Annotated in this window: 19 protein-coding genes; 8 read left to right on the top strand and 11 right to left on the bottom strand. The window is 74.1% G+C overall.

Going from position 1 to position 22087, the window contains the following annotated elements; genetic code table 11:
- Positions 1–121 precede the first annotated feature (121 nt).
- The 4 genes from AB0G79_RS24765 to AB0G79_RS24780 all read right to left on the bottom strand — a co-directional run bounded on the left by AB0G79_RS24765 (position 122) and on the right by AB0G79_RS24780 (position 3712).
- Complete coding sequence (locus AB0G79_RS24765) at positions 122–496, bottom strand: RNA polymerase-binding protein RbpA (protein WP_015032218.1); 375 nt, start codon at positions 494–496, stop codon at positions 122–124.
- Between the two features lie 255 nt (positions 497–751).
- The gene (locus tag AB0G79_RS24770) at positions 752–2119 is read right to left on the bottom strand and encodes an MFS transporter (RefSeq protein ID WP_360809953.1); all 1368 of its coding nucleotides are present in this window, start codon (positions 2117–2119) and stop codon (positions 752–754) included.
- 67 nt (positions 2120–2186) lie between these two features.
- Positions 2187–2951 (bottom strand): glycerophosphodiester phosphodiesterase, encoded by a 765-nt coding sequence (locus AB0G79_RS24775; protein WP_360809955.1) that lies wholly within the window; start codon positions 2949–2951, stop codon positions 2187–2189.
- A complete protein-coding gene (locus AB0G79_RS24780; protein ID WP_360810033.1) occupies positions 2948–3712 on the bottom strand; it encodes a hypothetical protein in 765 nt (254 codons plus the stop codon). The genes AB0G79_RS24775 and AB0G79_RS24780 overlap by 4 nt, the downstream gene beginning before the upstream one ends.
- Before the next feature lie 88 nt (positions 3713–3800).
- Between AB0G79_RS24780 and AB0G79_RS24785 the strand changes: the two genes are divergently transcribed.
- Positions 3801–5300: a PLP-dependent aminotransferase family protein gene (locus AB0G79_RS24785; RefSeq protein WP_360809957.1), complete on the top strand. Its 1500-nt coding sequence runs from the start codon at positions 3801–3803 to the stop codon at positions 5298–5300.
- 117 nt (positions 5301–5417) lie between these two features.
- Here AB0G79_RS24785 and AB0G79_RS24790 read toward each other — a convergent pair whose 3' ends face one another.
- Positions 5418–7172 (bottom strand): hypothetical protein, encoded by a 1755-nt coding sequence (locus tag AB0G79_RS24790; protein WP_360809959.1) that lies wholly within the window; start codon positions 7170–7172, stop codon positions 5418–5420.
- 37 nt (positions 7173–7209) lie between these two features.
- Positions 7210–7404 (bottom strand): hypothetical protein, encoded by a 195-nt coding sequence (locus AB0G79_RS24795; RefSeq protein WP_030493667.1) that lies wholly within the window; start codon positions 7402–7404, stop codon positions 7210–7212.
- A gap of 306 nt (positions 7405–7710) precedes the next feature.
- On the opposite strand from AB0G79_RS24795, the gene AB0G79_RS24800 reads away from it, so the two are divergent.
- The 3 genes from AB0G79_RS24800 (at position 7711) to AB0G79_RS24810 (ending at position 13668) form a co-directional block, all read left to right on the top strand.
- Positions 7711–8103 carry an ankyrin repeat domain-containing protein gene (locus tag AB0G79_RS24800; RefSeq protein ID WP_360809962.1) on the top strand — a complete coding sequence of 131 codons (393 nt, stop codon included), beginning with the start codon at positions 7711–7713 and terminating at the stop codon, positions 8101–8103.
- A 302-nt stretch (positions 8104–8405) separates the two neighbouring features.
- A complete protein-coding gene (locus AB0G79_RS24805; RefSeq protein ID WP_360809964.1) occupies positions 8406–9821 on the top strand; it encodes a HEAT repeat domain-containing protein in 1416 nt (471 codons plus the stop codon).
- A gap of 250 nt (positions 9822–10071) precedes the next feature.
- On the top strand, positions 10072–13668 hold the full coding sequence (locus tag AB0G79_RS24810; protein WP_360809965.1) for a hydantoinase B/oxoprolinase family protein: 3597 nt from the start codon (positions 10072–10074) through the stop codon (positions 13666–13668).
- A gap of 4 nt (positions 13669–13672) precedes the next feature.
- Here the strand turns inward: AB0G79_RS24810 and AB0G79_RS24815 are convergent, their stop codons facing one another.
- The 5 genes from AB0G79_RS24815 to AB0G79_RS24835 form a co-directional block, all read right to left on the bottom strand.
- Positions 13673–14536: a biotin-dependent carboxyltransferase family protein gene (locus AB0G79_RS24815; RefSeq protein WP_360809967.1), complete on the bottom strand. Its 864-nt coding sequence runs from the start codon at positions 14534–14536 to the stop codon at positions 13673–13675.
- Positions 14533–15153, bottom strand: coding sequence for an allophanate hydrolase subunit 1 (locus AB0G79_RS24820; RefSeq protein ID WP_360809969.1), 621 nt, complete (start codon positions 15151–15153; stop codon positions 14533–14535). Before AB0G79_RS24820 ends, AB0G79_RS24815 begins: the two co-directional genes overlap by 4 nt.
- A complete protein-coding gene (locus AB0G79_RS24825) occupies positions 15150–15914 on the bottom strand; it encodes a 5-oxoprolinase subunit PxpA (RefSeq protein ID WP_360809971.1) in 765 nt (254 codons plus the stop codon). The genes AB0G79_RS24820 and AB0G79_RS24825 overlap by 4 nt, the downstream gene beginning before the upstream one ends.
- Positions 15915–16024: 110 nt before the next feature.
- Positions 16025–16816, bottom strand: coding sequence for a putative hydro-lyase (locus AB0G79_RS24830; RefSeq protein ID WP_360809973.1), 792 nt, complete (start codon positions 16814–16816; stop codon positions 16025–16027).
- A complete protein-coding gene (locus AB0G79_RS24835; protein WP_360809975.1) occupies positions 16813–18093 on the bottom strand; it encodes an MFS transporter in 1281 nt (426 codons plus the stop codon). The genes AB0G79_RS24830 and AB0G79_RS24835 overlap by 4 nt, the downstream gene beginning before the upstream one ends.
- Before the next feature lie 186 nt (positions 18094–18279).
- On the opposite strand from AB0G79_RS24835, the gene AB0G79_RS24840 reads away from it, so the two are divergent.
- The 4 genes from AB0G79_RS24840 (at position 18280) to AB0G79_RS24855 (ending at position 22082) form a co-directional block, all read left to right on the top strand.
- On the top strand, positions 18280–18984 hold the full coding sequence (locus AB0G79_RS24840; RefSeq protein WP_360809977.1) for a GntR family transcriptional regulator: 705 nt from the start codon (positions 18280–18282) through the stop codon (positions 18982–18984).
- 91 nt (positions 18985–19075) lie between these two features.
- A complete protein-coding gene (locus tag AB0G79_RS24845) occupies positions 19076–20620 on the top strand; it encodes a hypothetical protein (RefSeq protein WP_360809979.1) in 1545 nt (514 codons plus the stop codon).
- Positions 20617–21180, top strand: a complete 564-nt coding sequence (locus AB0G79_RS24850) for a hypothetical protein (RefSeq protein ID WP_360809981.1) — start codon at positions 20617–20619, stop codon at positions 21178–21180. The genes AB0G79_RS24845 and AB0G79_RS24850 overlap by 4 nt, the downstream gene beginning before the upstream one ends.
- On the top strand, positions 21177–22082 hold the full coding sequence (locus AB0G79_RS24855; protein WP_360809983.1) for a hypothetical protein: 906 nt from the start codon (positions 21177–21179) through the stop codon (positions 22080–22082). The genes AB0G79_RS24850 and AB0G79_RS24855 overlap by 4 nt, the downstream gene beginning before the upstream one ends.
- Positions 22083–22087 lie beyond the last annotated feature (5 nt).

A 22087-nucleotide genomic window follows, 5' to 3' on the forward strand; every position in this document is an offset into this window, starting at 1 on the left:
GTACTGCGCGGCAGGCGCCGACCTCGACCCGTACGCGGCGGACGCCACACGACACAACGCCGAGGGGCCCGGTACACGAGATGTGTACCGGGCCCCTCGGCGTTGTGCTTCCGGAGGTCCGCTAGGCGGACTTGCGGCTGTCGCGCGGATGCACGGCGATGTTCATGGCGCCGGAGCGGAGAACGGCCAGCCTTTCGGCGAGGACCTCCTCCAGTTCCTCGCGGGTGCGCCGCTCCATGAGCATGTCCCAGTGCGTACGCGCAGGCTTGCCCTTCTTCTCCTCAGGTCCGTCCCCGTCCACCAGGAGAGCCTGGATTCCGCAGACCTTGCATTCCCACTCCGGCGGAATCTCCGCCTCCACCGAGAAGGGCATCTCAAAACGATGGCCCTTCTCGCATGCGTACTCCACGGCCTGGCGCGGGGCCAGATCGATGCCGCGGTCGGTCTCGTAGCTGGTCACCACGAGGCGCGTGCCGCGAAGAGCTCGCTCACTCATGAATCGTGCCTCCCGGGCTTGTCGCCCACAGGACAGGTGTCGCTGTCGTCGTTATCCGGTCAACGTCCGGTCGGCGGTAAAGATTCCCGTGCCGGGTCATGCGTCGCCCGTCGTGCCGCCCCTTGTTGTACCCACCAGTGCCCGTTTTGTCACATCTGACGGCAGATGTAACCCACTGTCTTCACCAAAGCAGCACGCAGTAACGGTCCGCCTGGCAGGCCAAAGGCGTACACTACCGGCCTTTCACTTCCGCGTCTAAATCCGCTCCGGCAGCGGGTTGCCCGCCTCCTCCACCGCGCGCCGCACCGGGACCCGGGCGAGGAGGACGAAACCGACACCGAAGAAGATCACGAGAGAGATGATCGCATCCCGATAGCTTCCGGTCAGCTGGTACGCGAGGCCGAAGACGAGAGGACCCAGCCAGCTGAGGCCGCGATCGCTCATCTCGTACGCCGAGAAGTACTCCGCCTCCTTGCCGCGCGGCACGAGGTGCGAGAACAGCGAGCGGGACAGGGCCTGGCTTCCGCCCAGCACCAGGCCGATCGCGGCCGCGAGACTGTAGAAGAACACGGGCGCGTCGGCCGGGAGGAAATAGGCCGCCGCGAGGATCAGCGTCCAGATCGCGAGAGAGGCGAGAATCGTCCGCTTGGCGCCGTACACCCGGGCGAGTCGCCCCATCCCCAGCGCGCCCGCCACCGCGAGCACCTGCACGAGCAGGACCGCCGTGATGAGCGTCGTCTGGTCGAGGCCCAGCTCCTCGGAGCCGTAGATCGACGCCTGTGAGATCACCGTCTGCACGCCGTCGTTGTAGATCAGGTAGGCGAGCAGGAAGGAGAGCGTCAGCGGGTGCCGCCGCATGTCCTTCAGGGTGGCCCGCAGCTGGCTCCAGCCGCCGCCCACCGCGCCCTCGGCGGAGTGCCGCTGCCCGCCCGCCGCCTTCCGGTCCCGCAGCCGCGCCAGGGGTACGAGGGTGAAGGCGCCCCACCACAGACCGGCCGAGGCGAGGCAGATCCGGACCGCCATGCCCTCCGTGAGGCCGAACGAGTCGTGGCCCGAGTACAGGACCAGGTTCAGGACCAGGACCAGCGCGCCCGACGTGTAGCCGAAGGCCCAGCCGCGCGAGGAGACCGCGTCCCGCTCGTCCGGCTCCGCGATCTGCGGCAGGAAGGCGTTGTAGAGCACCATCGAGACCGACAGCGAGGCGTTCGCCACGATCAGCAGGAAGGCGCCGAGCAGGTAGCGGTCGCCCGACAGGAAGAACATCCCCGCCGTGGCCGTCGCCCCCAGGTACGCCGCCGCGGCCAGCAGCGGCTTCTTGCGGCCCGTCCGGTCCGCCACCGCGCCCACCAGCGGCATCACCAGCACCGCGACGACGATCGAGACCGAGACGGCGTACGCGAAGAGCGATCCGGCACGCACCGGGATGCCGAGCGGGTGCACGAACCCCTCGGAGTCGGCGGCGGCCCGGGCCACCGAGGTCAGGTACGGCCCCAGGAACACCGTCACCACGCTCGTCGAGTAGACCGAGCACGCGAAGTCGTAGAAGTACCAGCCGTGCTGCTCCCGCCGCCGCTCGGCGGGACCGGCGGCGTACTCCTCCGGCTCGGTGGTCTCAGCGGTCATGGCCGCGCCCCCTGTTCGTCCCCGTGAATCCCCGTGAACCGTCCCCGCCTGGCGGGGCGGGCGTGGCTCAGACCCACGCCCCCCGCTCGGTGAGGACCGAGCGCAGCGTCTCCAAATGATCGGTCATGATGCCATCCACGCCCAGGTCGAGGAGAGAGTTCATCCGCTCCGGATCGTTGACCGTCCAGACGTGGACCTGGAGCCCGCGCGCGTGGGCCTCCCGGACGAAGCGGCGGTCGACCACCGTGACCCCGCCCTGCCGCTCCGGGACCTGTGCCGCCACGGCGCCCGCCCGCAGCGCGGCCGGGATGCCGAGGGACCGCAGCCGGAGGCCGACGACGCCCCGGACGCCGTACGAGGTGGCGAGCCGGGGGCCGGCGAGGCGCTGCGCCCTGGCCACCCGGGCCTCGCTGAAGGACCCCACGCAGACCCGGTCCCAGGCACCCGTCCTGCGGATGAGGTCCACGAGGGGGAGCAGGGCCGACTCGGCCTTGATGTCGATGTTCCAGCGGGCCTCGGGGAACTCCTCCAGGAGGTCGGCGAAGAGCGGCAGCGGCTCCTCGCCGGCCACGCGCGCGTGGCGGACCGTTTCCCAGGGCAGGTCGGCGATCCGGCCCGAGGCGTCCGTGACCCGGTCGAGGGTCGCGTCGTGGAAGGCGACCAGGGCGCCGTCCGCCGTCGTGTGGACGTCGGTCTCGAAGTAGCGGTAGCCCGCCGCGGTGGCCCGGCGGAAGGCGGCCGCGGTGTTCTCCAGGCCGTTCGCCGTGCCGCCGCGGTGGGCGAACGGGAGGGGGGAGGGGTGGTCGAGGTAGGGGTGGCGTACGCGAGTCACGGGCGAAGTATGGCCTGCTCCGGTGTCCCGGCGGCGACCTCGGGGCGTACGACGGACCCCGCCTCCCCGGGCGGCTCCCCCTCGATCCCCTCCGCAGGGGCCTCTTCCGGGCCCTCGGTCAGGACCTTCTCCGGGCCCTCCTCCGGCACCGCGAACCAGCGCAGGAAGAACTGGGCCAGCGGCCCGATCGCCAGGGCGTACAGGACCGTGCCGACGCCGACCGAGCCCCCGAGGACGAAGCCCGTCGCCACGACCGCCAGCTCGATCGCCGTCCTCACCAGCCGGATGGAGCGACCGGTGAGCCGGTGCAGGCCCGTCATCAGGCCGTCGCGAGGACCGGGACCGAAGCGGGCCGCGATGTACAGGCCGGTGGCGACGCCGTTGAGGACGATGCCGAGCACGAGGAGCGGTATCCCCCGCGCCAGGCCGTCGACGCCGGGCACCAGGGCCAGGGTGCCGTCCATCGCCAGGCCGATCACGAACACGTTGGAGACCGTCCCGAGCCCCGGACGCTGCCTGATCGGGATCCACAGGAGCAGCACCACCGCCCCCACGACGATCGACACCACACCGATGGTCAGGCCGGTCTTCTCGGCGAGACCCTGGTGGAGGACGCCCCAGGGCTCGAGGCCGAGTCCGCCGCGCACGAGGAGCGCGGAGCTGACCCCGTACAGCGTGAGCCCGGCGTAGAGCTGGACGAGCCTGCGGGTGAGGTGCCGGCCGCGGAGGCCGGAGGCGATGGACAAGGGACTGCCCCCCATGGTGGTGGTAGTGGACTGACTCATGACACTCTGTGGCGGGGTGTTCGATCCCAACCATGGCCAATTCGATGAAGGTGGACTGATTTCCATGGCGCAGTGGACTTCGGCCGTGGGACCGGCCCAACTCGCCCGGCAGCTCCAGGCGCAGCAGCCGAGGCCCGTCGGCCCCGGCGCGCGCAAGCCGCCCGCCTACCGGGCCCTGGCCGACGGCATCCGCCTGCTCGTCCTGGAGGGCCGCGTCCCCGTCGCCGCCCGCCTCCCCGCCGAGCGGGAGCTCGCCGTCGCCCTCACCGTCAGCCGGACGACCGTGGCCGCCGCCTACGAGGCGCTGCGCACCGAGGGCTTCCTGGAGTCCCGGCGCGGGGCGGGCAGCTGGACCGCCGTCCCGGCCGGGAACCCCCTGCCCGCGCGCGGCCTCGAACCGCTGCCGCCCGAGGCCCTCGGTTCCATGATCGACCTGGGCTGCGCGGCGCTGCCCGCGCCCGAGCCGTGGCTCACGCGGGGCGTCCAGGGAGCCCTGGAGGAGCTGCCGCCGTACGCCCACACGCACGGCGACTACCCGGCCGGGCTGCCCGCGCTGCGGCAGATGCTCGCCGACCGGTACACCGCGCGCGGTATCCCCACCATGCCCGAGCAGATCATGGTGACCACCGGCGCGATGGGCGCCATCGACGCCATCTGCCACCTCTTCGCCGGGCGCGGCGAGCGGATCGCCGTCGAGTCGCCCTCGTACGCCAACATCCTCCAGCTGATGCGCTCGGCGGGCGCCCGCCTGGTGCCCGTCGCGATGTCCGAGGGGCTCGGCAGCTGGGACCTGGGCCGCTGGCGCCAGGTGCTGCGGGACGCTGCGCCCCGTCTCGCGTACGTCGTCGCCGACTTCCACAACCCGACCGGAGCACTCGCCGACGAGGACCAGCGGCGCGGGCTCGTCGAGGCGGCCCGCTCGGCCGGGACGGTCCTCGTCGTCGACGAGACGATGACCGAGCTGTACCTCGACGACGACCTGGAGATGCCCCGCCCGGTCTGCGCCTTCGACCCGGCTGGCTCGACCGTCCTGACGGTCGGCTCGGCCAGCAAGGCCTTCTGGGCCGGCATGCGGATCGGCTGGGTGCGGGCCGCGCCCGACGTCATCCGCTCCCTCGTCGCGGCGCGCGCGTACGCGGACCTCGGCACGCCCGTCCTGGAGCAGCTCGGTGTGAACTGGCTGATGCGGACCGGCGGCTGGGAGGAGGCCGTGAGCCTCCGGCGCGACCAGGCCCGCGAGAACCGGGACGCGATCGTCGCTGCGGTCCGCCGGGAGCTGCCCGAGTGGGAGTTCTCCGTGCCGCGCGGCGGCCTCACCCTGTGGGTCCGTACGGGCGGGCTGTCCGGCTCGCGGCTCGCGGAGGCGGGCGAGCGGGTCGGCGTCCGGGTGCCCTCGGGGCCGCGGTTCGGCGTGGACGGGGCCTTCGAGGGGTACGTCAGGCTGCCGTTCACCGTGGGCGGCGCGGTCGCCGACGAGGCGGCGGCCCGGCTCGCGGCGGCGGCGCGGCTGGTGGAGTCGGGCGCGGGCGGGGGAGTGGAGCCGCCGCGCTCGTTCGTGGCGTAGGAGCGGGCTTCCCGGGCCCGCTCCTCACGGGAGGAGGCCGGTACGGATTGCCCGTACCGGCCTCTTCGGCGTACCCGTCGGCCAGGGCCTGTCCGGCCCTGGTCCGCCGGACAGGACCTAGCCCTCCGCCGCCACGGGCGCGTGCCGGGGGGCCGGGCCGTGGTCCGGCTCGTAGCGGGGGGTGGGGGCCGTGTCGGGGTCGGGAGCCGAGCCCGGGACCGTGCCGATCGCCTTCGCGGTCGGGAGCGTGTCCGCCGTGACGATGTCGGCCGCGCCCTCCGCCGTGCCCGCCGTGATCGACGTGCTCGCCGTGATCGACGTGCTCGCCGTCATCGGCGTGCCTGCCGCGACCGTGGCGTCCACCGCCGTCCGGCGCTCCGGGAGGAGGTCCAGGACCGCCTGGCGGTGCGTCTCGCTGGTGGCGTCGTCGTACGGGTCGGGCGTCGCCGGCACCTGGAGGCGCAGCACCTCGCCCGCACCGAGGCGGGCGTACCCGCGGCCGGGCGGGACCTGGGGCGTCGGCGTGGTGTGCGGGGCGGCGCCGAGGACCCACTCGATCTGCTCGGGGGCGGCGGGGCCGAGCACGACACGCGCCCGCGTGTGGCCGCGTACCGTCTCGCTCAGCGTGTCGACGCTGTCGAACTGCTCGGCCACGACCACCGTGACCTGCGCCGCGCGTCCGTGCCGCAGCGGCACCTGGAGCAGCTCCTGCGGGTCGGGCCGGCCGTCGGCGGCGGCCAGGTGGCCGAGGATGCTCGGCCGGTCGAGGAGGATCCACAGCGGGCGGCGGGTGTCCTCCGGCGCGGGGTGGCCGGCCTGCCGGGCGCGGTTGGCGGCGATGAGCCGCCGCTCCGTCTCGTGCGCCGCCCACTCCAGGCTGGCGAGCGCCCCGGAGAGCCCGCACTCGACGGCGAGGACCCCGGTCCTGCCGGTCAGGCAGGCGTACTCGCCGGTGCCGCCGCCCTCGATGATCAGGACGTCACCGTGCGGGAGCGCCTGGAGCGCGAGGGAGCGGAGCAGGGAGGTCGTGCCGCTGCCGGGCTGGCCCACGGCGAGCAGGTGCGGCTCGGTGGAGCGCGGACCCGTGCGCCAGACGACGGCGGGCGCGTCCTCCGTGCCGTCGGAGGCGAGGACGGGCACGGTCCGCTGCACGGCGTCCGCGTCGGTGAAGCCGAGGACGGTCTCGCCCTGCACGGTGACGAAGCGCTGGGCGGCGATCGTGGTGGGCAGGGGCGGCAGCACGCTCATGACGAGCCGGTTGCCCTCCTCGTCCCAGTCGAAGAGGTACTCGCGCCCGCGCCCGGACTTGGCGTGCAGCAACTGCTCGATACGCGCGCGTGCGGCGGGTTCTCCGTCGGTGAAGTACGGGGGGTACGCGATCCTCAGCCGGGTCAGCCGACCGTCCTCGTCGAAGGCGTACTCCCCGAAGGCGCCGCTCCAGTCGCCGCCGTGGGCGAAGAGCGGGGCCGGGTCGTCGGGGACGGAGAGGTACGGCACGAGGGCCTCGTACAGGCCCTTGAGGCGCGCGATCTCGGCGTCGTCGGGCCCGGTCCTCACGACCGGACGTTCCCGCCCCTTCCACGCGGCGGCGCCCATGAGCGTGACGAGCGCGAGCAGCGGCCCGTACGGCACGAGGGCGACGACGAGGACGCAGGCCGCGACCAGGAACAGCGTGGGACCCCGCCGTTCCTTGGGGGTCGCGGCCCACTTGGCGCGCGCGGTCGCGGCCAGCTTCCGCAGACCACGGGTGACCGTGATCAGCGGATGGAGCACGTCGGTGGCGCTGTCGGCGGCCGTGCGCGCGATCTCTCGACTGCGAGCGATCTGCGCGCTGCCGCTGCTCAGAATGCGGGGGAGTGGTCGCCGGGCCACGTCGTACTCCTGGATTCGTGGAAGGGGCTGAGGAGCGTCAGAACTTGATTCCGCCCAGGAGGCCGGCGAGAGACTGCCCGCCCGCCGTGATGCTGGGGGCGATGGCGGTGCCCGCGAGGTAGAAGCCGAACAGCGCGCAGACGAGGGCGTGCGAGGCCTTGAGCCCGTCCTTCTTGAAGAACAGGAAGCAGATGATGCCGAGCAGGACCACGCCTGAGATGGACAGGATCATTTGGTGTTCTCCTGGTTGAGGGGACAGTCACCACGAGTCCTTCCATGTTCACAGCCAGTATCTATGTGACTAAAGGTGCATTAGGGTGAATTTCGGGTGTTTTCACTTCACCGGCCGACGGCGGATGCCGCGCCGGGTGGCGAAAAGCCCGCGGTGCGCTAGGGGTGGACGGGTCCGGACTGCCGTGATCTTTGCCTCAGTCGGGCGCGGTCATGTCACCGAACGGGCAGTACCCTGTCGATTCACTCGTACGGCCGCGCTTGCCGTGCGCATGCCGAACCCGCAGGAGAAAGGCGGTCCCCACCCATGAGCGAGACTCCGGACCCCGAGGTCATCGAGCTGGCGTCCAAGGTCTTCGACCTCGCGCGCACCGGGGACGCCGAAACCCTGGCCGCCTACGTGGACGCGGGCGTTCCCGCGAACCTCACCAACGACAAGGGCGACTCCCTCGTCATGCTCGCCGCCTACCACGGCCACGCCGCCGCGGTGACGGCCCTCCTGGAGCGCGGCGCCGACGCCGACCGCGCCAACGACCGCGGCCAGACCCCGCTCGCCGGAGCCGTCTTCAAGGGCGAGGAGTCCGTGATCCGCGCGCTGCTCGCCGGCGGGGCGAATCCGGAGTCCGGCACTCCGTCCGCCGTCGACACGGCACGCATGTTCGGGAAGGCGGATCTCCTGGAGCTCTTCGGAGCCCGCTGAACCGGTTCTCCGGAGCCCCGCGCACGGAGCTCCTCCGAGCACGGTGAACAGAGACTGAACCCCAGGTGAGAGCAGCTCCGTAAATGTGGTCGCGGTGGCGAAATGGGTGGGTCATCATGACGTCGGGCCCGGCAGACCGGGCCACCGACGAGAGGCAGAGGAAGATGATCACTGGCAAGCGCAGGACGACGGGCGGCCCTACTTGTTGCCGCGCGGCCTAGGCGTACAGCGATGTACCGCCTGACCCGGGTCATCCCGGATTCCACCGGTCGTGTCGACAGCTTGATGTGAGGCGTCTTCCCATGTTCGAACCAGTCATAGCGCCGAGCGGCACCCTGCTCGGTCTGCTGCAGAGGGGCCGCGGCGACGGCACCCTCCACGCGCTCGCCGCGCCACGCGCCGAGGCCCTCGCGGCCCTGAACCACTGCGTCCTCGACGACCCCCGCCACGACTGGCAGGTCGAGAACCGCTCCCTCTACTACGCCCGTCTCTACCTGGACCTCCACGGAGGCCTCGACGAGATCGAGGCGCACCTCTTCGGTGCCGAGGACCACCTCGACACCGAGGAGTCCAGGACCGGGCTCGCGCTCGCCGTCCTCGGACACCTGGCCTCGTACGGCCGCCACGACGCCCTGCTCCTGCTCCGGCGCTACGCGGCGACCGGCACGAACTGGGCCTGGGCCCTGGACGAGCTCGCCGTCCGCGACGACGACGCGGGCCTGCGCGCCCTCGCCCTGCCCGTCCTGGCCCGCTTCGCCGCCGACCCGGAGGGCGAGGCCGAGCTCGCCGCCGTCGTCCGCGACGCCTTCGAGCCCCGGCCCTGGCGCCTGTGGGCCGAGGACCCGCGCCCGTCCGTCGGCGCCCGGATCAAGGCCGCCCGGGAACAGGGCTCCTTCGACCGCTGGCAGCGCCAGATGCGCCCCTCGGGCCCCCGGCCCGAGTGGGGCGTCCGCGCCGTCCTCGACTGGGCGCAGGCGGGGTACGAGCGCGGAGCCGTGCTCCACGGCCCCGCCGCCCGCTGCCTGAGCGCCGTCGCCGGACCCGAGGACCGTCCCGAGATCCTCGCCGCCGCCCGGTCAGGCGCCGAGGGCGAGCGCGGCGCCGCCCTCCACCACCTCGCCGAAGCGCGCGACCCCGCCGTCCTCGACCTCGTGGAGCTCGCCGCGAACGGCGACTCGCGACCCGTCGCCGAGGCCGCCGTCGCCGCCTACCGCCGCATGTGCGGAGACGACGCCGTCGCCCGCGCCCGCGCATGGGTCCGGCGCACCGACGACCTCGGCAAGGCCGCCGCCGAGGTCCTCGCCGGCCGCGGCACCGCCCAGGACGCCGGACTCGTCCTCGGCGCGCTGCGCGGCACCATCCGCTCCGCGGGCCCCGACGCCCCCGAGCTCGCCGTCCTCGTCGACGGGGTGGGCCGCCTCGACATCGCCGTCGCCGCGCCCGCGCTCCGCCACGTCTACCGCGAGACCTCCTCCTCCCAGCTGCGCGGCCGCGTGGCCCGCGCGCTCGCGGCCACCGACCCCACCTTCGCGACGGGCTTCGCCGTCGAATGCCTCTGGGACTGCGAGGAGACCACCCGCGAGGTGGCCGCGCTCCATGCCGAGACCGGTGACGTACGGGTCGCCGAGCGCCTCCGACGCCTCGCCGCCGACCCGGCCGAGGAGGCCGAGGTCCAGACGGCGGTGCGCAACCGGATAGGGCCGGACCTCCAGGTCTGACGCCCGCGCTTCCGCACGCGGCTCGGCGACGACAGGTCCGACCACCCCTCCCGGCCCGACCTCGCTCGCGCACCAGAGCCACCGGAAGAGCCCGCCACCCGGGCCCCCGGGGCGGAGCGGCCCCCGACGGAGACCCCGTCGTGCGAGGCCCCGCCCCCGGGGCCGGCGCGGCCCGCGGCCCTGCGCGGGGAAACGCCCACGGGACGTTCCCCCGCCGTCGGGACACCGCGCTCGCCGCCACAATGGGGGGATGACCGGGCGCTGGGAGTTCTGGATCGACCGGGGCGGCACCTTCACGGACGTCGTCGGACGACGTCCCGACGGGCGGCTCGTCACCCGCAAGCTGCTCTCGCACGACCCGAACCGGCTCCAGGACGCCGCCGTCGCGGGGATCCGCGCGCTCCTCGGCCTCGGCCCGGACGAACAGATCCCCGCCGACCGGATCGCCGTCGTCAAGATGGGCACCACCGTCGCCACCAACGCCCTCCTGGAGCGGCGCGGCGAACCGACGGTCCTGTGCGTCACCGAGGGGTTCCGCGACGCGCTGCGGATCGCGTACCAGAACAGGCCCCGCCTCTTCGACCGTCACATCGTGCTGCCGGAGGCGGTGTACGCGCGCGTGGTCGAGGTCCCCGAGCGCGTCGACGCCCGCGGCCGGGTCGTCAGGCCCCTCGACGAGGACGCCGTCGCCGCGTCCCTCGCCGCCGCCCACCGCGACGGCCTCCGCTCCGTCGCCGTCGTCCTGCTGCACGGCTACCGCCACCCCGAGCACGAGCTGCGGATCGCCGAAGCGGCCCGCGCCGCCGGCTTCCCGCAGATCAGCTGCTCGCACGAGGTGAGCCCGCTCATCAAGCTGATCCCGCGCGGCGACACCACCGTCGTGGACGCCTACCTCTCGCCCGTCCTCCGGCGGTACGTCGACGAGGTCGCCCGCGAACTCGCCGGAATCCCGATCCTGTTCATGCAGTCCAACGGCGGGCTGCGCGAGGCGGCCCACTTCCGGGGCAAGGACGCCGTCCTCTCCGGTCCCGCGGGCGGTGTCGTCGGCATGGCCCGCACCTCGGAACGGGCCGGGCACACGCGGGTCATCGGTTTCGACATGGGCGGCACGTCCACCGACGTCTCCCACTACGCCGGCGCCTTCGAGCGCGAACTCGGCACCCAGGTGGCCGGCGTGCGGATGCGGGCGCCGATGATGAGCATCCACACCGTCGCCGCGGGCGGCGGATCCGTCCTCCACTACGACGGCCGCCGCTACCGCGTGGGTCCCGACTCGGCCGGCGCCGACCCGGGACCCGCCTGCTACCGCCGGGGCGGCCCGCTCACGGTCACCGACGCCAACGTGATGCTGGGGCGCGTGCAACCAGCCCACTTCCCCGCCGTGTTCGGCGAGACAGGTGACCTGCCCCTGGACGCCGACGTCGTACGGGAACGGTTCACGGCCCTCGCCGAGGAGACCGGCGACGGTCGTACCCCCGAGGAGGTCGCGGCCGGCTTCCTGGAGATCGCCGTCCTCAACATGGCCAACGCCGTCAAGAGGATCTCCGTCCAGCGCGGCCACGACGTCACCCGGTACGCCCTCACCAGCTTCGGCGGAGCCGGCGGCCAGCACGCCTGCGCCGTGGCCGACGCGCTCGGTGTCGACACCGTCCTCGTACCCCCGTTGGCCGGGGTCCTCTCCGCGTACGGCATCGGACTCGCCGACGCGACCGCCCTGCGGGAGCGGTCCGTCGAGGCCGAGCTCGACGCTCCCGGCACCCCCGCGCGCATGACCGCCGTCCACGCCGAACTCGCCGACGTGACCCGCGCGGAGCTGCGCGCCGACGGCCTGCCGGACGAGGCGATCACCACCCACGCGCGCGTGCTCCTGCGTTACGCCGGAACGGACGCGAGCCTCGCCGTCGACCTCGCACCGACGGAACAGCTGAAAACCGCGTTCACGGACACCCATCGGGCCCGCTACGGCTTCGCCCTGGACCGGCCGTTGATCGTCGAGGCCGTCACCGTCGAAGCCGTCGGCGCCACGGGCCCCCACGCTCCGGACGTCCTGGACGCGGAGGGGAGCCGAGACCCCCTGACCCCCCTCGCCACCGTCCGGATGCACAGCGCCGGCGCCGCGCACGACACCCCGCTCCACCGCCGCGAGGACCTCCGGCCGGGCCAGGCAGTCGACGGCCCCGCGATCCTCGCCGAGGCCGACGCCACCACCGTCGTCGACACCGGCTGGCGGGCCACCGCCACCCAGGAGGGCCACCTCAGACTGCACCGCGTCGTGCCCCGCCCCGCGCGCGTGGCGGCGGGCACGGACGTGGACCCCGTCCTCCTCGAAGTCTTCAACAACCTCTTCATGTCCATCGCCGAGCAGATGGGCGTCCGCCTGGAGAACACGGCCCAGTCCGTGAACATCAAGGAGCGCCTCGACTTCTCCTGCGCCCTCTTCGACGCCGAGGGCAACCTCGTCGCGAACGCCCCCCACATCCCGGTCCACCTCGGCTCCATGGGCGAGTCCATCAAGGAGGTCCTGCACCGCCGGACCGACGACCTGCGCCCCGGGGACGTGTACGCGATCAACGACCCGTACCACGGCGGCACCCACCTCCCCGACGTGACCGTGGTGACCCCCGTCTTCGACGCCGCCGGTGCGGAACTCCGCTTCCTCGTCGCCTCCCGCGGCCACCACGCGGAGATCGGCGGCATCACCCCCGGCTCCATGCCCGCCTTCAGCACCACCGTCGACGAGGAGGGCGTCCTCTTCGACAACTGGCTCCTCGTCCGCGACGGCCGACTGCGCGAGGCCGAGACCCGCGCGCTCCTCACCGGCGCCCGGTACCCCTCCCGCGACCCCGACACCAACCTCGCCGACCTGCGCGCCCAGATCGCCGCCAACGAGAAGGGCATCGAGGAACTCCGCAAGGCCGTCGACGAGTTCGGCCTCGACGTCGTCCGCGCCTACATGCGGCACGTCCGCGCCAACGCCGAGGAGTCCGTCCGCCGCATCGTCGCGACCCTGCACGACGGCGCGTACGCCTACGAGACCGACGGCGGCGCGGTCATCCGGGTCGCCGTCCGCGTCGACCGCGAACGGCGCACCGCCGTCGTCGACTTCACCGGCACCTCCCCGCAGCTGCCGGGCAACGCCAACGCGCCCACCTCCGTCGTCAAGGCCGCCGTGCTGTACGTCTTCCGCACCCTCGTCGACGAGGACATCCCCCTCAACAGCGGCTGCCTCGACCCCCTGGAGATCCGCGTCCCGCCCGGATCGATGCTCGCGCCCGTCCATCCCGCCGCCACCGTCGCCGGGAACGTCGAGACCTCCCAGGCCGTCACCGGCGCCCTCTACGGAGCACTCGGCGTCCAGGCCGAGGGCTCGGGAACCATGAACAACGTGACCTTCGGCAACGCGCGCGTGCAGTACTACGAGACCGTGGCGAGCGGCTCCGGCGCCGGCCGGGGCTTCGACGGCGCCGACGCCGTCCAGACCCACATGACCAACTCCCGGCTCACCGACCCCGAGATCCTGGAGTGGCGCCACCCCGTCCGCGTCGACGCCTTCGCGGTACGGGAGGACGCCGGCGGGCGCGGCCGGTGGCACGGCGGCCACGGCGTGGAGCGACGCATCCGCTTCCTCGAACCCATGACGGTGGCCCTCCTCACCGGGCACCGCCGCGTGCCCCCGTACGGCATGGCGGGCGGCGAGCCCGGCGCGCTCGGCGAGAACCTCGTCGAACGCGCCGACGGCACCGTCGAGCGGCTCTCCGGCGCCGCGACCACCGAGGTCGGCCCCGGGGACGTCCTCGTCCTGCGCACACCCGGCGGAGGCGGCTACGGCACCCCGCAGGCCCCCTGAGGGCTCACCGCACCGGCACGAACCGCACCGGCGTCCCCGGCACCGCCTGGGCCGCCGCTCCGAGGTCCGCCTCCCGCACCACCGCGACCACCGGATAGCCGCCGGTCGTCGGATGGTCCGCGAGGAACACCACGGGACGCCCGTCCGGCGGCACCTGGACCGCGCCGAGGACCATGCCCTCGCTCGCCAGCTCGCCCGTCACCGCCCGCTCCAGCGGCGGCCCGTCGAGCCGGAGCCCGATCCGGTTGCTCGCCGAGGACACCCGGTACACGCGCGTGGCGAACGCCCGCAGGGCGGCGTGCGTGAACCAGTCGTCACGGGGACCCAGCCGGACCCGCAGGACGAGTTCGTCCGGCGGGCCCGGCCAGGGGGGAGCGTCGGCCGACCCCCGTACGGCCGTGTCCGCTCCCAGCGGCAGAACCGCCCCCTCCACCAGCCGTGCCGGGCCGAGCCCGGACAGCAGGTCGGTGGAGCGGCTCCCCAGCTCCGGGGCGACGGCGAGACCCCCGCCGAACGCCACGTACGCGCGCAGCCCGCGCACGGCCGCGCCGATCTCCAGGAGGGCCCCCGCCGGGACCCGTACCGCCGCCCCCCAGGGCGCCGGACGGCCGTCAACCCGTACCGGGCAGGGCGCTCCCGCGACGGCGACGGTGACCGGACACCGGGGCCGCAGCGCGCACCCGTCGACGGTCGTCTCCAGGACGGCGGCCGCCTCCGGGTTGCCCACCAGGCGGTTGAGGAGGCGCACGGCCCCGGGGTCGAGGGCACCGGAGCGGGGCACGCCGAGGTGCGCGTACCCCGGTCGCCCCAGGTCCTGAACGGTCGTCAGGGCACCGCCCCTGACGACGGCCACGGCGCGGTCGTTCATCGGCCGCCCTCCGCCGTGAACCGCACGCGCGTGCCGGGTGCGAGCAGCGCGGCCGGCTCGCGCCCGGCGTCCCACAGGACGACGTCCGTCGTGCCGACGAGCTGCCAGCCACCGGGGGAGGAGCGCGGATACACGCCCGTGTACGGGCCCGCCAGCGCGACCGACCCCGCCGGGACGGCCGTACGGGGAGTGGCGCGGCGCGGGACCGCGTACCGCTCGCCGAGCCCGGTCAGATAGCCGAAGCCCGGTGCGAACCCGCAGAACGCGACCCGGAACTCGGCCGCCGTGTGCACCCGTACCGCCTCGTCGGCCGAGACCCCCCACAGCGCGGCCACCACCTCCAGATCCGGCCCGTCGTAGCGGACCGGGATCTCCACGACCTCGCCCACGCGCGCGTGGAGCGGCCCCACCTCCCAGCCGGGCAGCTCGGCCGCGAGCCGCGCCGGATCGGCCACCCCGTCGAGGAGCACGGTCCGTGCCGCCGGCACGATCTCCCGTACGGCTGGCAGCGCACCGGCCGCCCTCCGCCGCAGCACCTCGGCGTGGAAGGCCTCCGCCGCCCCGCCGCCGTCCAACTCGACCAGGAGGGCACTCTCCCCCACCCGCAGGACCCTCACGCGAAGGCCTCCACCCGCACGCCCGAGTCCTCCAGGCGCCGCCGGACCAGCCGGGCGAGGTCCACCGCGCCCGGGGTGTCGCCGTGCAGGCACAGCGACCTGGCCCGTACGGCGACGGGCTTCCCGCAGTGCGCGGTGACCGTCCCGGCGGTGGCCATGGCCACCGAGCGCTCGGCGACCCGCTCCGGGTCCGAGACGACGGCTCCCTCCTCCCCCCGTGGCAGGAGGGTGCCGTCCGCCCGGTAGGCCCGGTCGCCGAAGGCCTCGGCGACGACCGGAAGACCGGCCTCCGCGGCGGCCGCGTGCAGCCGGGAACCCGGGAGCCCCAGGACCGGCAGCGAACGGCCGGCGAGCAGCACGCCCTCGACGACCGCCGCCGCCTGTTCCTCGTCGCGCACTACCCGGTTGTAGAGCGCGCCGTGCGGCTTCACGTAGGACACCCGCGATCCGGCCGCGCGGGCGAAGACCTCCAGGGCGCCGATCTGGTACGCCGTTTCGGCTGCCAGCTCGGCGGCCGGGACGTCCATCGAGCGGCGCCCGAACCCGGCCAGGTCCCGGTAGGAGACCTGGGCCCCGATCCGTACCCCGCGCTCGGCCGCCAGCTCGCAGACCCGGCGCATGGTGGCCGCGTCCCCGGCGTGGAAGCCGCAGGCCACGTTCGCGCTGGTGACGACCGAGAGGAGCCGGTCGTCGTCGGTCAGAGTCCAGCGGCCGAAGCCTTCGCCGAGGTCGGCGTTGAGGTCGATGGGGGCCCAGGTCATGCGGTGCTTCCTTCGGTTGGTGCGCCGTGCGGGGTGGTCGCGGGACGGTCTCGGTGGGTCGGTGGGTCGGTGGGTCGGTGGGTCGGTGGGTTGGGAGGTCGGGCGGGCTGTCAGACGGATATGCGGTACCTCTCGTCGCGGACGTCGGTCACGAGCATCCGCCCCGGCGCGTGGGTGATCGCGAACGGCGGACGCGAGGCCATGACCGCCGCCTGCGGGGTGACCCCGCAGGCCCAGAACACCGGCACGTCCCCCGGCTCGGCATCGACCGGGTCCCCGAAGTCCGGCCGCCCCAGGTCGCGGATGCCGAGCGCCGCAGGATCGCCCGCGTGGACGGGCGCCCCGTGGACGGCCGGCAGCAGGCCGCTGACCCCCCGCGCCACCGGGACGAGCTCCGCCGGGACGTGCCGCATCGAGACCACCATCGGCCCGTGCAGCCGCCCCGCCGGCCGGCACTCCCGGTCGGTGACGTACATCGAGACGTTCCGGCCCTGCGCGACGTGGCGCAGCGGCACGCCCGCCTCGGCGAGCGCCCCCTCGAAGGTGAAGCTGCACCCGATGAGGAAGGAGACGAGATCGCTCCGCCAGTACGCGGTGACGTCCGCCGGCTCGTCGACCAGCCTCCCGTGCTCCCACACGCGGTAGCGCGGGATGTCCGTGCGCAGGTCGGCGTCCGGGGCGAGCGGCGTCGTCCACGAGCCGGCGTCGGTGACGTCGAGGACCGGGCACGGCCGGGGGTTGCGGGTGCAGAAGAGCAGCACGTCGTAGGCCCAGTCGGCGGGGACCGCGATCAGGTTGGCCTGCGCGTGGCCCGGCGCCCAGCCCGCCGTCGGCCCGGCCGTCCCGGCCCGCGCACGCGCGCGTGCGTCCCGCGGATCGGGAACCGCCGCCGTCGCGCTCATACGAGTTCCCTTCCGCGCGTCTCCGGCAGCCCGAACAGGGCCAGGACGGCGAGCCCGTACCCGACGGCGCCGAAGACCAGCGCCCCGCCCACGCCCCAGCTGCCCGAGAGATAGCCGACCAGGGTCGGGAAGACCGCGCCGACCGCGCGGCCGGTGTTGTACGTGAGCCCCTGTCCCGTCCCGCGCACCGGCGTCGGGTACAGCTCGGCGAGGAAGGAGCCGAAGCCGCTGAAGATCGCCGACATGCAGAACCCGAGTGGGAAACCGAGCACCAGGAGCAGGGTGTTCGAGCCCTCGGGGATGCGCGTGTACGCCAGGACGGAGGCGGCCGACAGGACGGCGAAGAGCGCGATGTTCTTCTTCCGGCCCAGCCGGTCGGTGAGGTAACCCCCGGTCAGGTAGCCGGTGAAGGCCCCGGAGATCAGCAGCGTCAGGTACCCGCCGGTGCCGACCACCGTGAGGCCGCGCTCGGTCTTCAGGAAGGTCGGCACCCAGGTCGCGAGCGTGTAGTAGCCGCCCTGCACGCCGGTGGAGAGCAGGATCGCGAAGAGCGTGGTGCGCAGCAGCTCGGGCCGGAACACCGCCGTGAACGAGCCCCGGTCCGCACTCGTCCTGCGGACCTCGGCCGCCCGCGGGGCGTCCTCCACGTTGCGCCGTACGTAGACCACGAGCAGGGCGGGCAGCGCGCCCGTCCAGAACATGACCCGCCAGGCGAGGTCCGCGTCGACGAACTGGAAGACGAGCGTGTAGACGAGGACGGCGAGCGCCCAGCCGGCCGCCCACGCGCTCTGGATGCCGCCGAGGGTACGGCCCCGGTGCTTCGCGGAGGCGTACTCGGCGACCAGGATCGCGCCGACGGCCCACTCGCCGCCGAAACCGAGGCCCTGGAGCGCCCGGAAGACCAGCAGGGTCTCGTAGTTCGGGGCGAAGCCGCAGAGCACGGTGAAGAGCGCGTACGTGACGACCGTGATCATCAGGGCCTTCACCCGGCCGACGCGGTCGGCGAGGACGCCGGCCAGCGCGCCGCCGATCGCCGAGACGACGAGGGTCACGGTGGTGAGGAGGCCGGTCTGGCCCTTGTCGAGCTGGAAGTAGGCGGCGATGGCCACCATCGACAGGGGCAGGGTGAAGAAGTCGTAGGAATCCAGGGCGTATCCGCCGAAAGCGCCGCCGAAGGCGCGTCGGCCGCGCGGCCCGAGGGTGCGTAGCCAGGCGAACGCGCCCGCGTCGTCGGGTCGTTCGCCCTGGAGCCGTTGCCGGGTCTGTGCCGTGCTCATCTGCACCTCGCAGGAAGGGGAGGGCGTGCGTGAGAGACGTACCGAGGGACCGTGCGGTGTCGACAAGGTAGAGGATTGTTGAACGATCCGACAAGGGGCCTGTTGTCCCTTCCCCGGATCTGCGATTGACTCGGCCCGGACGACGACGAACGACGAGGGGCCGTGGGCGTGGGAGACGTGCGGGACATGAGCGACGCGGCCGAGGCCGGGGGCCTGGCGGACGACCGGGCGCTGCTCGGGCGGACGAGCACGGCGGAGAAGGTCGCCGACATCCTGCGGAGCCGCATCGCGGAGGGATACTTCGCGCCCGGCGTCCGCCTCTCGGAGGAGAGCATCGGCGGCGCCCTCGGTGTGTCCCGCAACACACTGCGCGAGGCCTTCCGCCTCCTCACCCACGAGCGGCTGCTCGTCCACGAGCTCAACCGCGGGGTGTTCGTCCGGGTCCTCGCCGTCGGTGACGTGGACGACATCTACCGCACCCGGCGGCTGGTCGAATGCGCGGTCGTCCGGGGCCTGGGGCAGCCGCCGTTCGCCCTCGGCGGCCTCGAGGCCGCCGTCGCCGACGGCGAGGCGGCGGCCCGCGCCGCCGACTGGACCGGCGTCTCCACCGCCAACATCCACTTCCACCGCGAACTCGTCGCCCTCGCCGGAAGCGCCCGCACCGACGAGCTGATGCGGAGCGTCCTCGCCGAACTCCGCCTCGCCTTCCACCTCGTGGGCGACCCCCGGGCCCTCCACGAGCCCTACCTCCTGCGCAACCGCGAGATCCTGGACGCCCTGACCGCCGGCGAACGCGCCACGGCCGAACGGCTCCTCGCCCGCTACCTCGACGACTCCCGCACCCGCGTCGGGGCGGCCTACGCGGACGCGGTCGAGGACCCGAAGGACTGAGCGCCCGGGGCCGCCGCGGCGGGCCCGTGTGACCCCGGTCGCATCTGCGCCGTTTCGACCGTTGTCAGTGCGAGGACCTAATCTGTCCACCGTGACTTCGCCTGCCTCGACGGACCTCGCTCCGCCCCAGCTCAGCGCGGCGCCGCGACCCGCTCAGGGCCCGGCCGCCGACGAAGGGCTCGCGCGGCGCCTCCGCGCGCTCGCGTGCACGGCCCCGCTGCACGACCTGGACGCCCGCAAGGCGAACCTGGCCGGCGAGTACACGATCTACGCGATGGCCGAGGTGGCGCTCTCCGCCATCGACCTCGTCACGCTCAACATGGACTTCGACACCGGCGCCGACCACGAGCAGATCGTCGCCCGACTGCTGCCCCGCGTCGCCGCCCAGGCCCCCGAGCGCCCCGCCGCCGAGCACGAGCGCGTGGCCCGCTGGGTCCTGGAGAACCTGATCAACGTCGGCAGCGTGGACCGCGGCTTCCGCGCGGTCTACGGCACCTTCGGCACCGACGGCGTGTACGTCCGCAGGGACTACGACTTCAAGCTCATCGAAGAGGTCCCGGGATACGGCGGCGGCGTCTACCTCCGCACCACCGACGAAGCGGTCAACGTCCTCGTCGGCGCCCTCGACACCGACGTCACCAGCGCCCAGATCGCCGCCGAGGTGAAGCTGGAGGTCCTCATCAGCCGGGGCCGCCTCGCCGACGCCCAGCTCGCCGCCGAGCAGGCGCGCTACCGGACCGTGCAGTACGCCGAGTCGCTCCGCAAGACCCTGGAGGCCACCCGGCGCAACGTCCGCGCGGTGGACTGGCTCCAGGCCGTCCCGGACATGATCGACGAGGCGCTCGACCACGTGGCCGACCGCTACCGCCACGAGAACGCGATCCTCACCAACATCCGCAAGGCCCGCGACGAGGCCGAGGCCGCGTCCGACCCGAAGACGGCGGAGCACAAGCGCCGCGCCGCCGAGCTCGTCGACATCGTCAAGGACTGCATCCGGCGCCACACCCAGCTCCAGTCGCGCCTCCTGGAGGCCGGCCCCCTCTTCCGCGCCGAGCAGGACCGGCAGGCCTTCGCCGCCCCCACCGCGTACACCGGCCTCGACCTGTACGGGCAGCTGGTCGCCCCGGCCCTGACCCTCCCCGTCGAGCACGCCACGCGCGTGACGGACGCCTTCTTCGCACACGGCACGGGCCTGCGGACCCCCGCCTCCGTCCGCCTCGGCGACCTCGTGGACCTGCTGCTCACACCGCCCGTCGAGCGCGAGCACCTCGGCGCGGAGATGCCCGAGCCCGACCTCATCGCCACCCCGGACGACTCCCGCTTCAGCGAGGAGCAGCTCGCGAGCGCCATGCGCCTGCTCGACCTGGAGCACGACGCGCCCCGCCGCCTCTCCGGCCTGCTCGCCGAGGCCCGACGCCTCGACCCCGACCTGCCGTACCTCGTCGCCCTCCTCGCCGTCCACGCGGCGAGCCCCCCGGTCGGGACCGCCTACCGCCAGGGCGAGGAGCGCCTGCTCTTCGCCGTCGACGACGGCACCCCGCTCGACGACCCCGAATTCGGCGGCGCCGACCTCGTCGTGGGCACCGCCCTCCTGGACGCGGTGGGCATGGCCGCCGACCGCACGGAGGCCACGTGACCCCCTTCCGTTCGGGTGACTCGCACCCGGAACCCCCGGCCGAGGCGCCCGCGTCGGCCCCCGTCGTCGTACCGGGCGAGGTCCCCGGCCCCAGGACGGCACGGGCCGGGAACGGGCCCCGGATCCAGCACGTCGTCGTGGACCCGCCCGCCGGCGCGCCCACCGCACCCGAGACCGGCACCGAGGCGCCGCCCGCAGCCCCGACCCGGCCCCGGCTCGGGTCCGTGCCCGTCGGCGAGCCCACCAGGGGCGACGCCGCCGCCCGCCGGCGGAACGTGCCGACGGTCCGGGCCGTGCGGCTCGCCCCGGGTCCGGACGGCGCCACCCGCCACGACGGCGGGCCCCGGAAGCAGCCGCGGACGGCCGCGCCCGCCGCCGTCACGCCCGTACCCCTGCCGCTGCCCCGCCCCACCGCGCCGACCGCGGCCGACGCCGCCGTGCCCGCCGATGAAACCGGCGCACCGGCCGCCGACGGCACACTGTTCGCCACCGTCGCACCGCCCGCCGCCGACGACGACGCCGCACCGACCGAGAGCCGTACCGAGGAGCCCCAGCCGTGAGCGAAACCCACGTCGAGCACGCCGACGCGTGGAGCGAGCAGGAGCCCCCGCACGCCCCGGCGGCCCCCGTCGCGACCCCGGCCGTCACCCCCGCCGACGCCGCCGACGCGGCCCGGCTCGTCTCCTTCGGGCTCCAGCCCAAGCTGCTCCCGGCCCGCGACGCCGAGTACACCGAACTGCTCCGGCGCTACCGCGAGGACCCCGCCTTCGCGCGTCTCGCCGACGCCGTCGCCACCGGACTCGGCCTGATCGTCCTGGAGGTCTCCCCGCGCGCGGGCATGGCCGTCACCGCCGGCGAGGACTCGGTCTTCGCCGTCCGCATGGGCGACTACGCCCGCCGCGCCTCCACCGACTCGGCCGACCGCTTCCTCCACGGCCTCGCCCACCTCGCCGTCGCCGCCATGGCCTTCCCCCGGCCCGAGGACCTGGCCGACGACGCCTACATCGGCCGCCTCACGGTCAACGGCGTCGACGCCTTCGTCCGCCAGGCCTGCCTGCGCCTCGAACAGCGCGCGGACGAGCAGGGCGAGAACACCGACCCGGCCTCCGACGCCCCCGGCCTGGAGGCCGCCTGGCGGATCTACGCCCGCCGCAGCGCCACCGGCGCCACCAAGGACGCCCGCAGACTCGCCGGCTCCACCACGGGCATCGTCGGCAAGGCCGCCGCGTTCCTCACCGACTCCGGCTTCCTCCAGCGCACCGGCGACGAGGGCGGCGGCTCGTACCGCACCACCGCCCGCTACCAGCTCCAGGTCCGCGACATGGCCGGTTCCGCCGCCATGGCCGAGCTCCTGGAACTCGGGATCGTCCCCGTCAGCGACGGCTCGGCGACCCTCGTCCCGCCGCCCGAGGGCGACGACCTGGAGCTCGCCGCCGACGCGGGCCTCCCGTTCCACGCGTAACCGCC

Origin of the sequence: Streptomyces sp. NPDC020807 (assembly GCF_040641575.1) — a bacterium.
Taxonomy (GTDB): Bacteria; Actinomycetota; Actinomycetes; order Streptomycetales; family Streptomycetaceae; genus Streptomyces.

What these genes read in the sequence shown, in the direction of transcription:
- AB0G79_RS24765 (WP_015032218.1), bottom strand. Translation starts at nt 496, where the DNA reads ATGAGTGAGCGAGCTCTTCGCGGCACGCGCCTCGTGGTGACCAGCTAC.
- AB0G79_RS24770 (WP_360809953.1), bottom strand. Translation starts at nt 2,119, where the DNA reads ATGACCGCTGAGACCACCGAGCCGGAGGAGTACGCCGCCGGTCCCGCC.
- AB0G79_RS24780 (WP_360810033.1), bottom strand. Translation starts at nt 3,712, where the DNA reads ATGGGGGGCAGTCCCTTGTCCATCGCCTCCGGCCTCCGCGGCCGGCAC.
- AB0G79_RS24785 (WP_360809957.1), top strand. Translation starts at nt 3,801, where the DNA reads ATGGCGCAGTGGACTTCGGCCGTGGGACCGGCCCAACTCGCCCGGCAG.
- AB0G79_RS24795 (WP_030493667.1), bottom strand. Translation starts at nt 7,404, where the DNA reads ATGATCCTGTCCATCTCAGGCGTGGTCCTGCTCGGCATCATCTGCTTC.
- AB0G79_RS24800 (WP_360809962.1), top strand. Translation starts at nt 7,711, where the DNA reads ATGAGCGAGACTCCGGACCCCGAGGTCATCGAGCTGGCGTCCAAGGTC.
- AB0G79_RS24805 (WP_360809964.1), top strand. Translation starts at nt 8,406, where the DNA reads ATGTTCGAACCAGTCATAGCGCCGAGCGGCACCCTGCTCGGTCTGCTG.
- AB0G79_RS24810 (WP_360809965.1), top strand. Translation starts at nt 10,072, where the DNA reads ATGACCGGGCGCTGGGAGTTCTGGATCGACCGGGGCGGCACCTTCACG.
- AB0G79_RS24815 (WP_360809967.1), bottom strand. Translation starts at nt 14,536, where the DNA reads ATGAACGACCGCGCCGTGGCCGTCGTCAGGGGCGGTGCCCTGACGACC.
- AB0G79_RS24825 (WP_360809971.1), bottom strand. Translation starts at nt 15,914, where the DNA reads ATGACCTGGGCCCCCATCGACCTCAACGCCGACCTCGGCGAAGGCTTC.
- AB0G79_RS24830 (WP_360809973.1), bottom strand. Translation starts at nt 16,816, where the DNA reads ATGAGCGCGACGGCGGCGGTTCCCGATCCGCGGGACGCACGCGCGCGT.
- AB0G79_RS24835 (WP_360809975.1), bottom strand. Translation starts at nt 18,093, where the DNA reads ATGAGCACGGCACAGACCCGGCAACGGCTCCAGGGCGAACGACCCGAC.
- AB0G79_RS24840 (WP_360809977.1), top strand. Translation starts at nt 18,280, where the DNA reads ATGAGCGACGCGGCCGAGGCCGGGGGCCTGGCGGACGACCGGGCGCTG.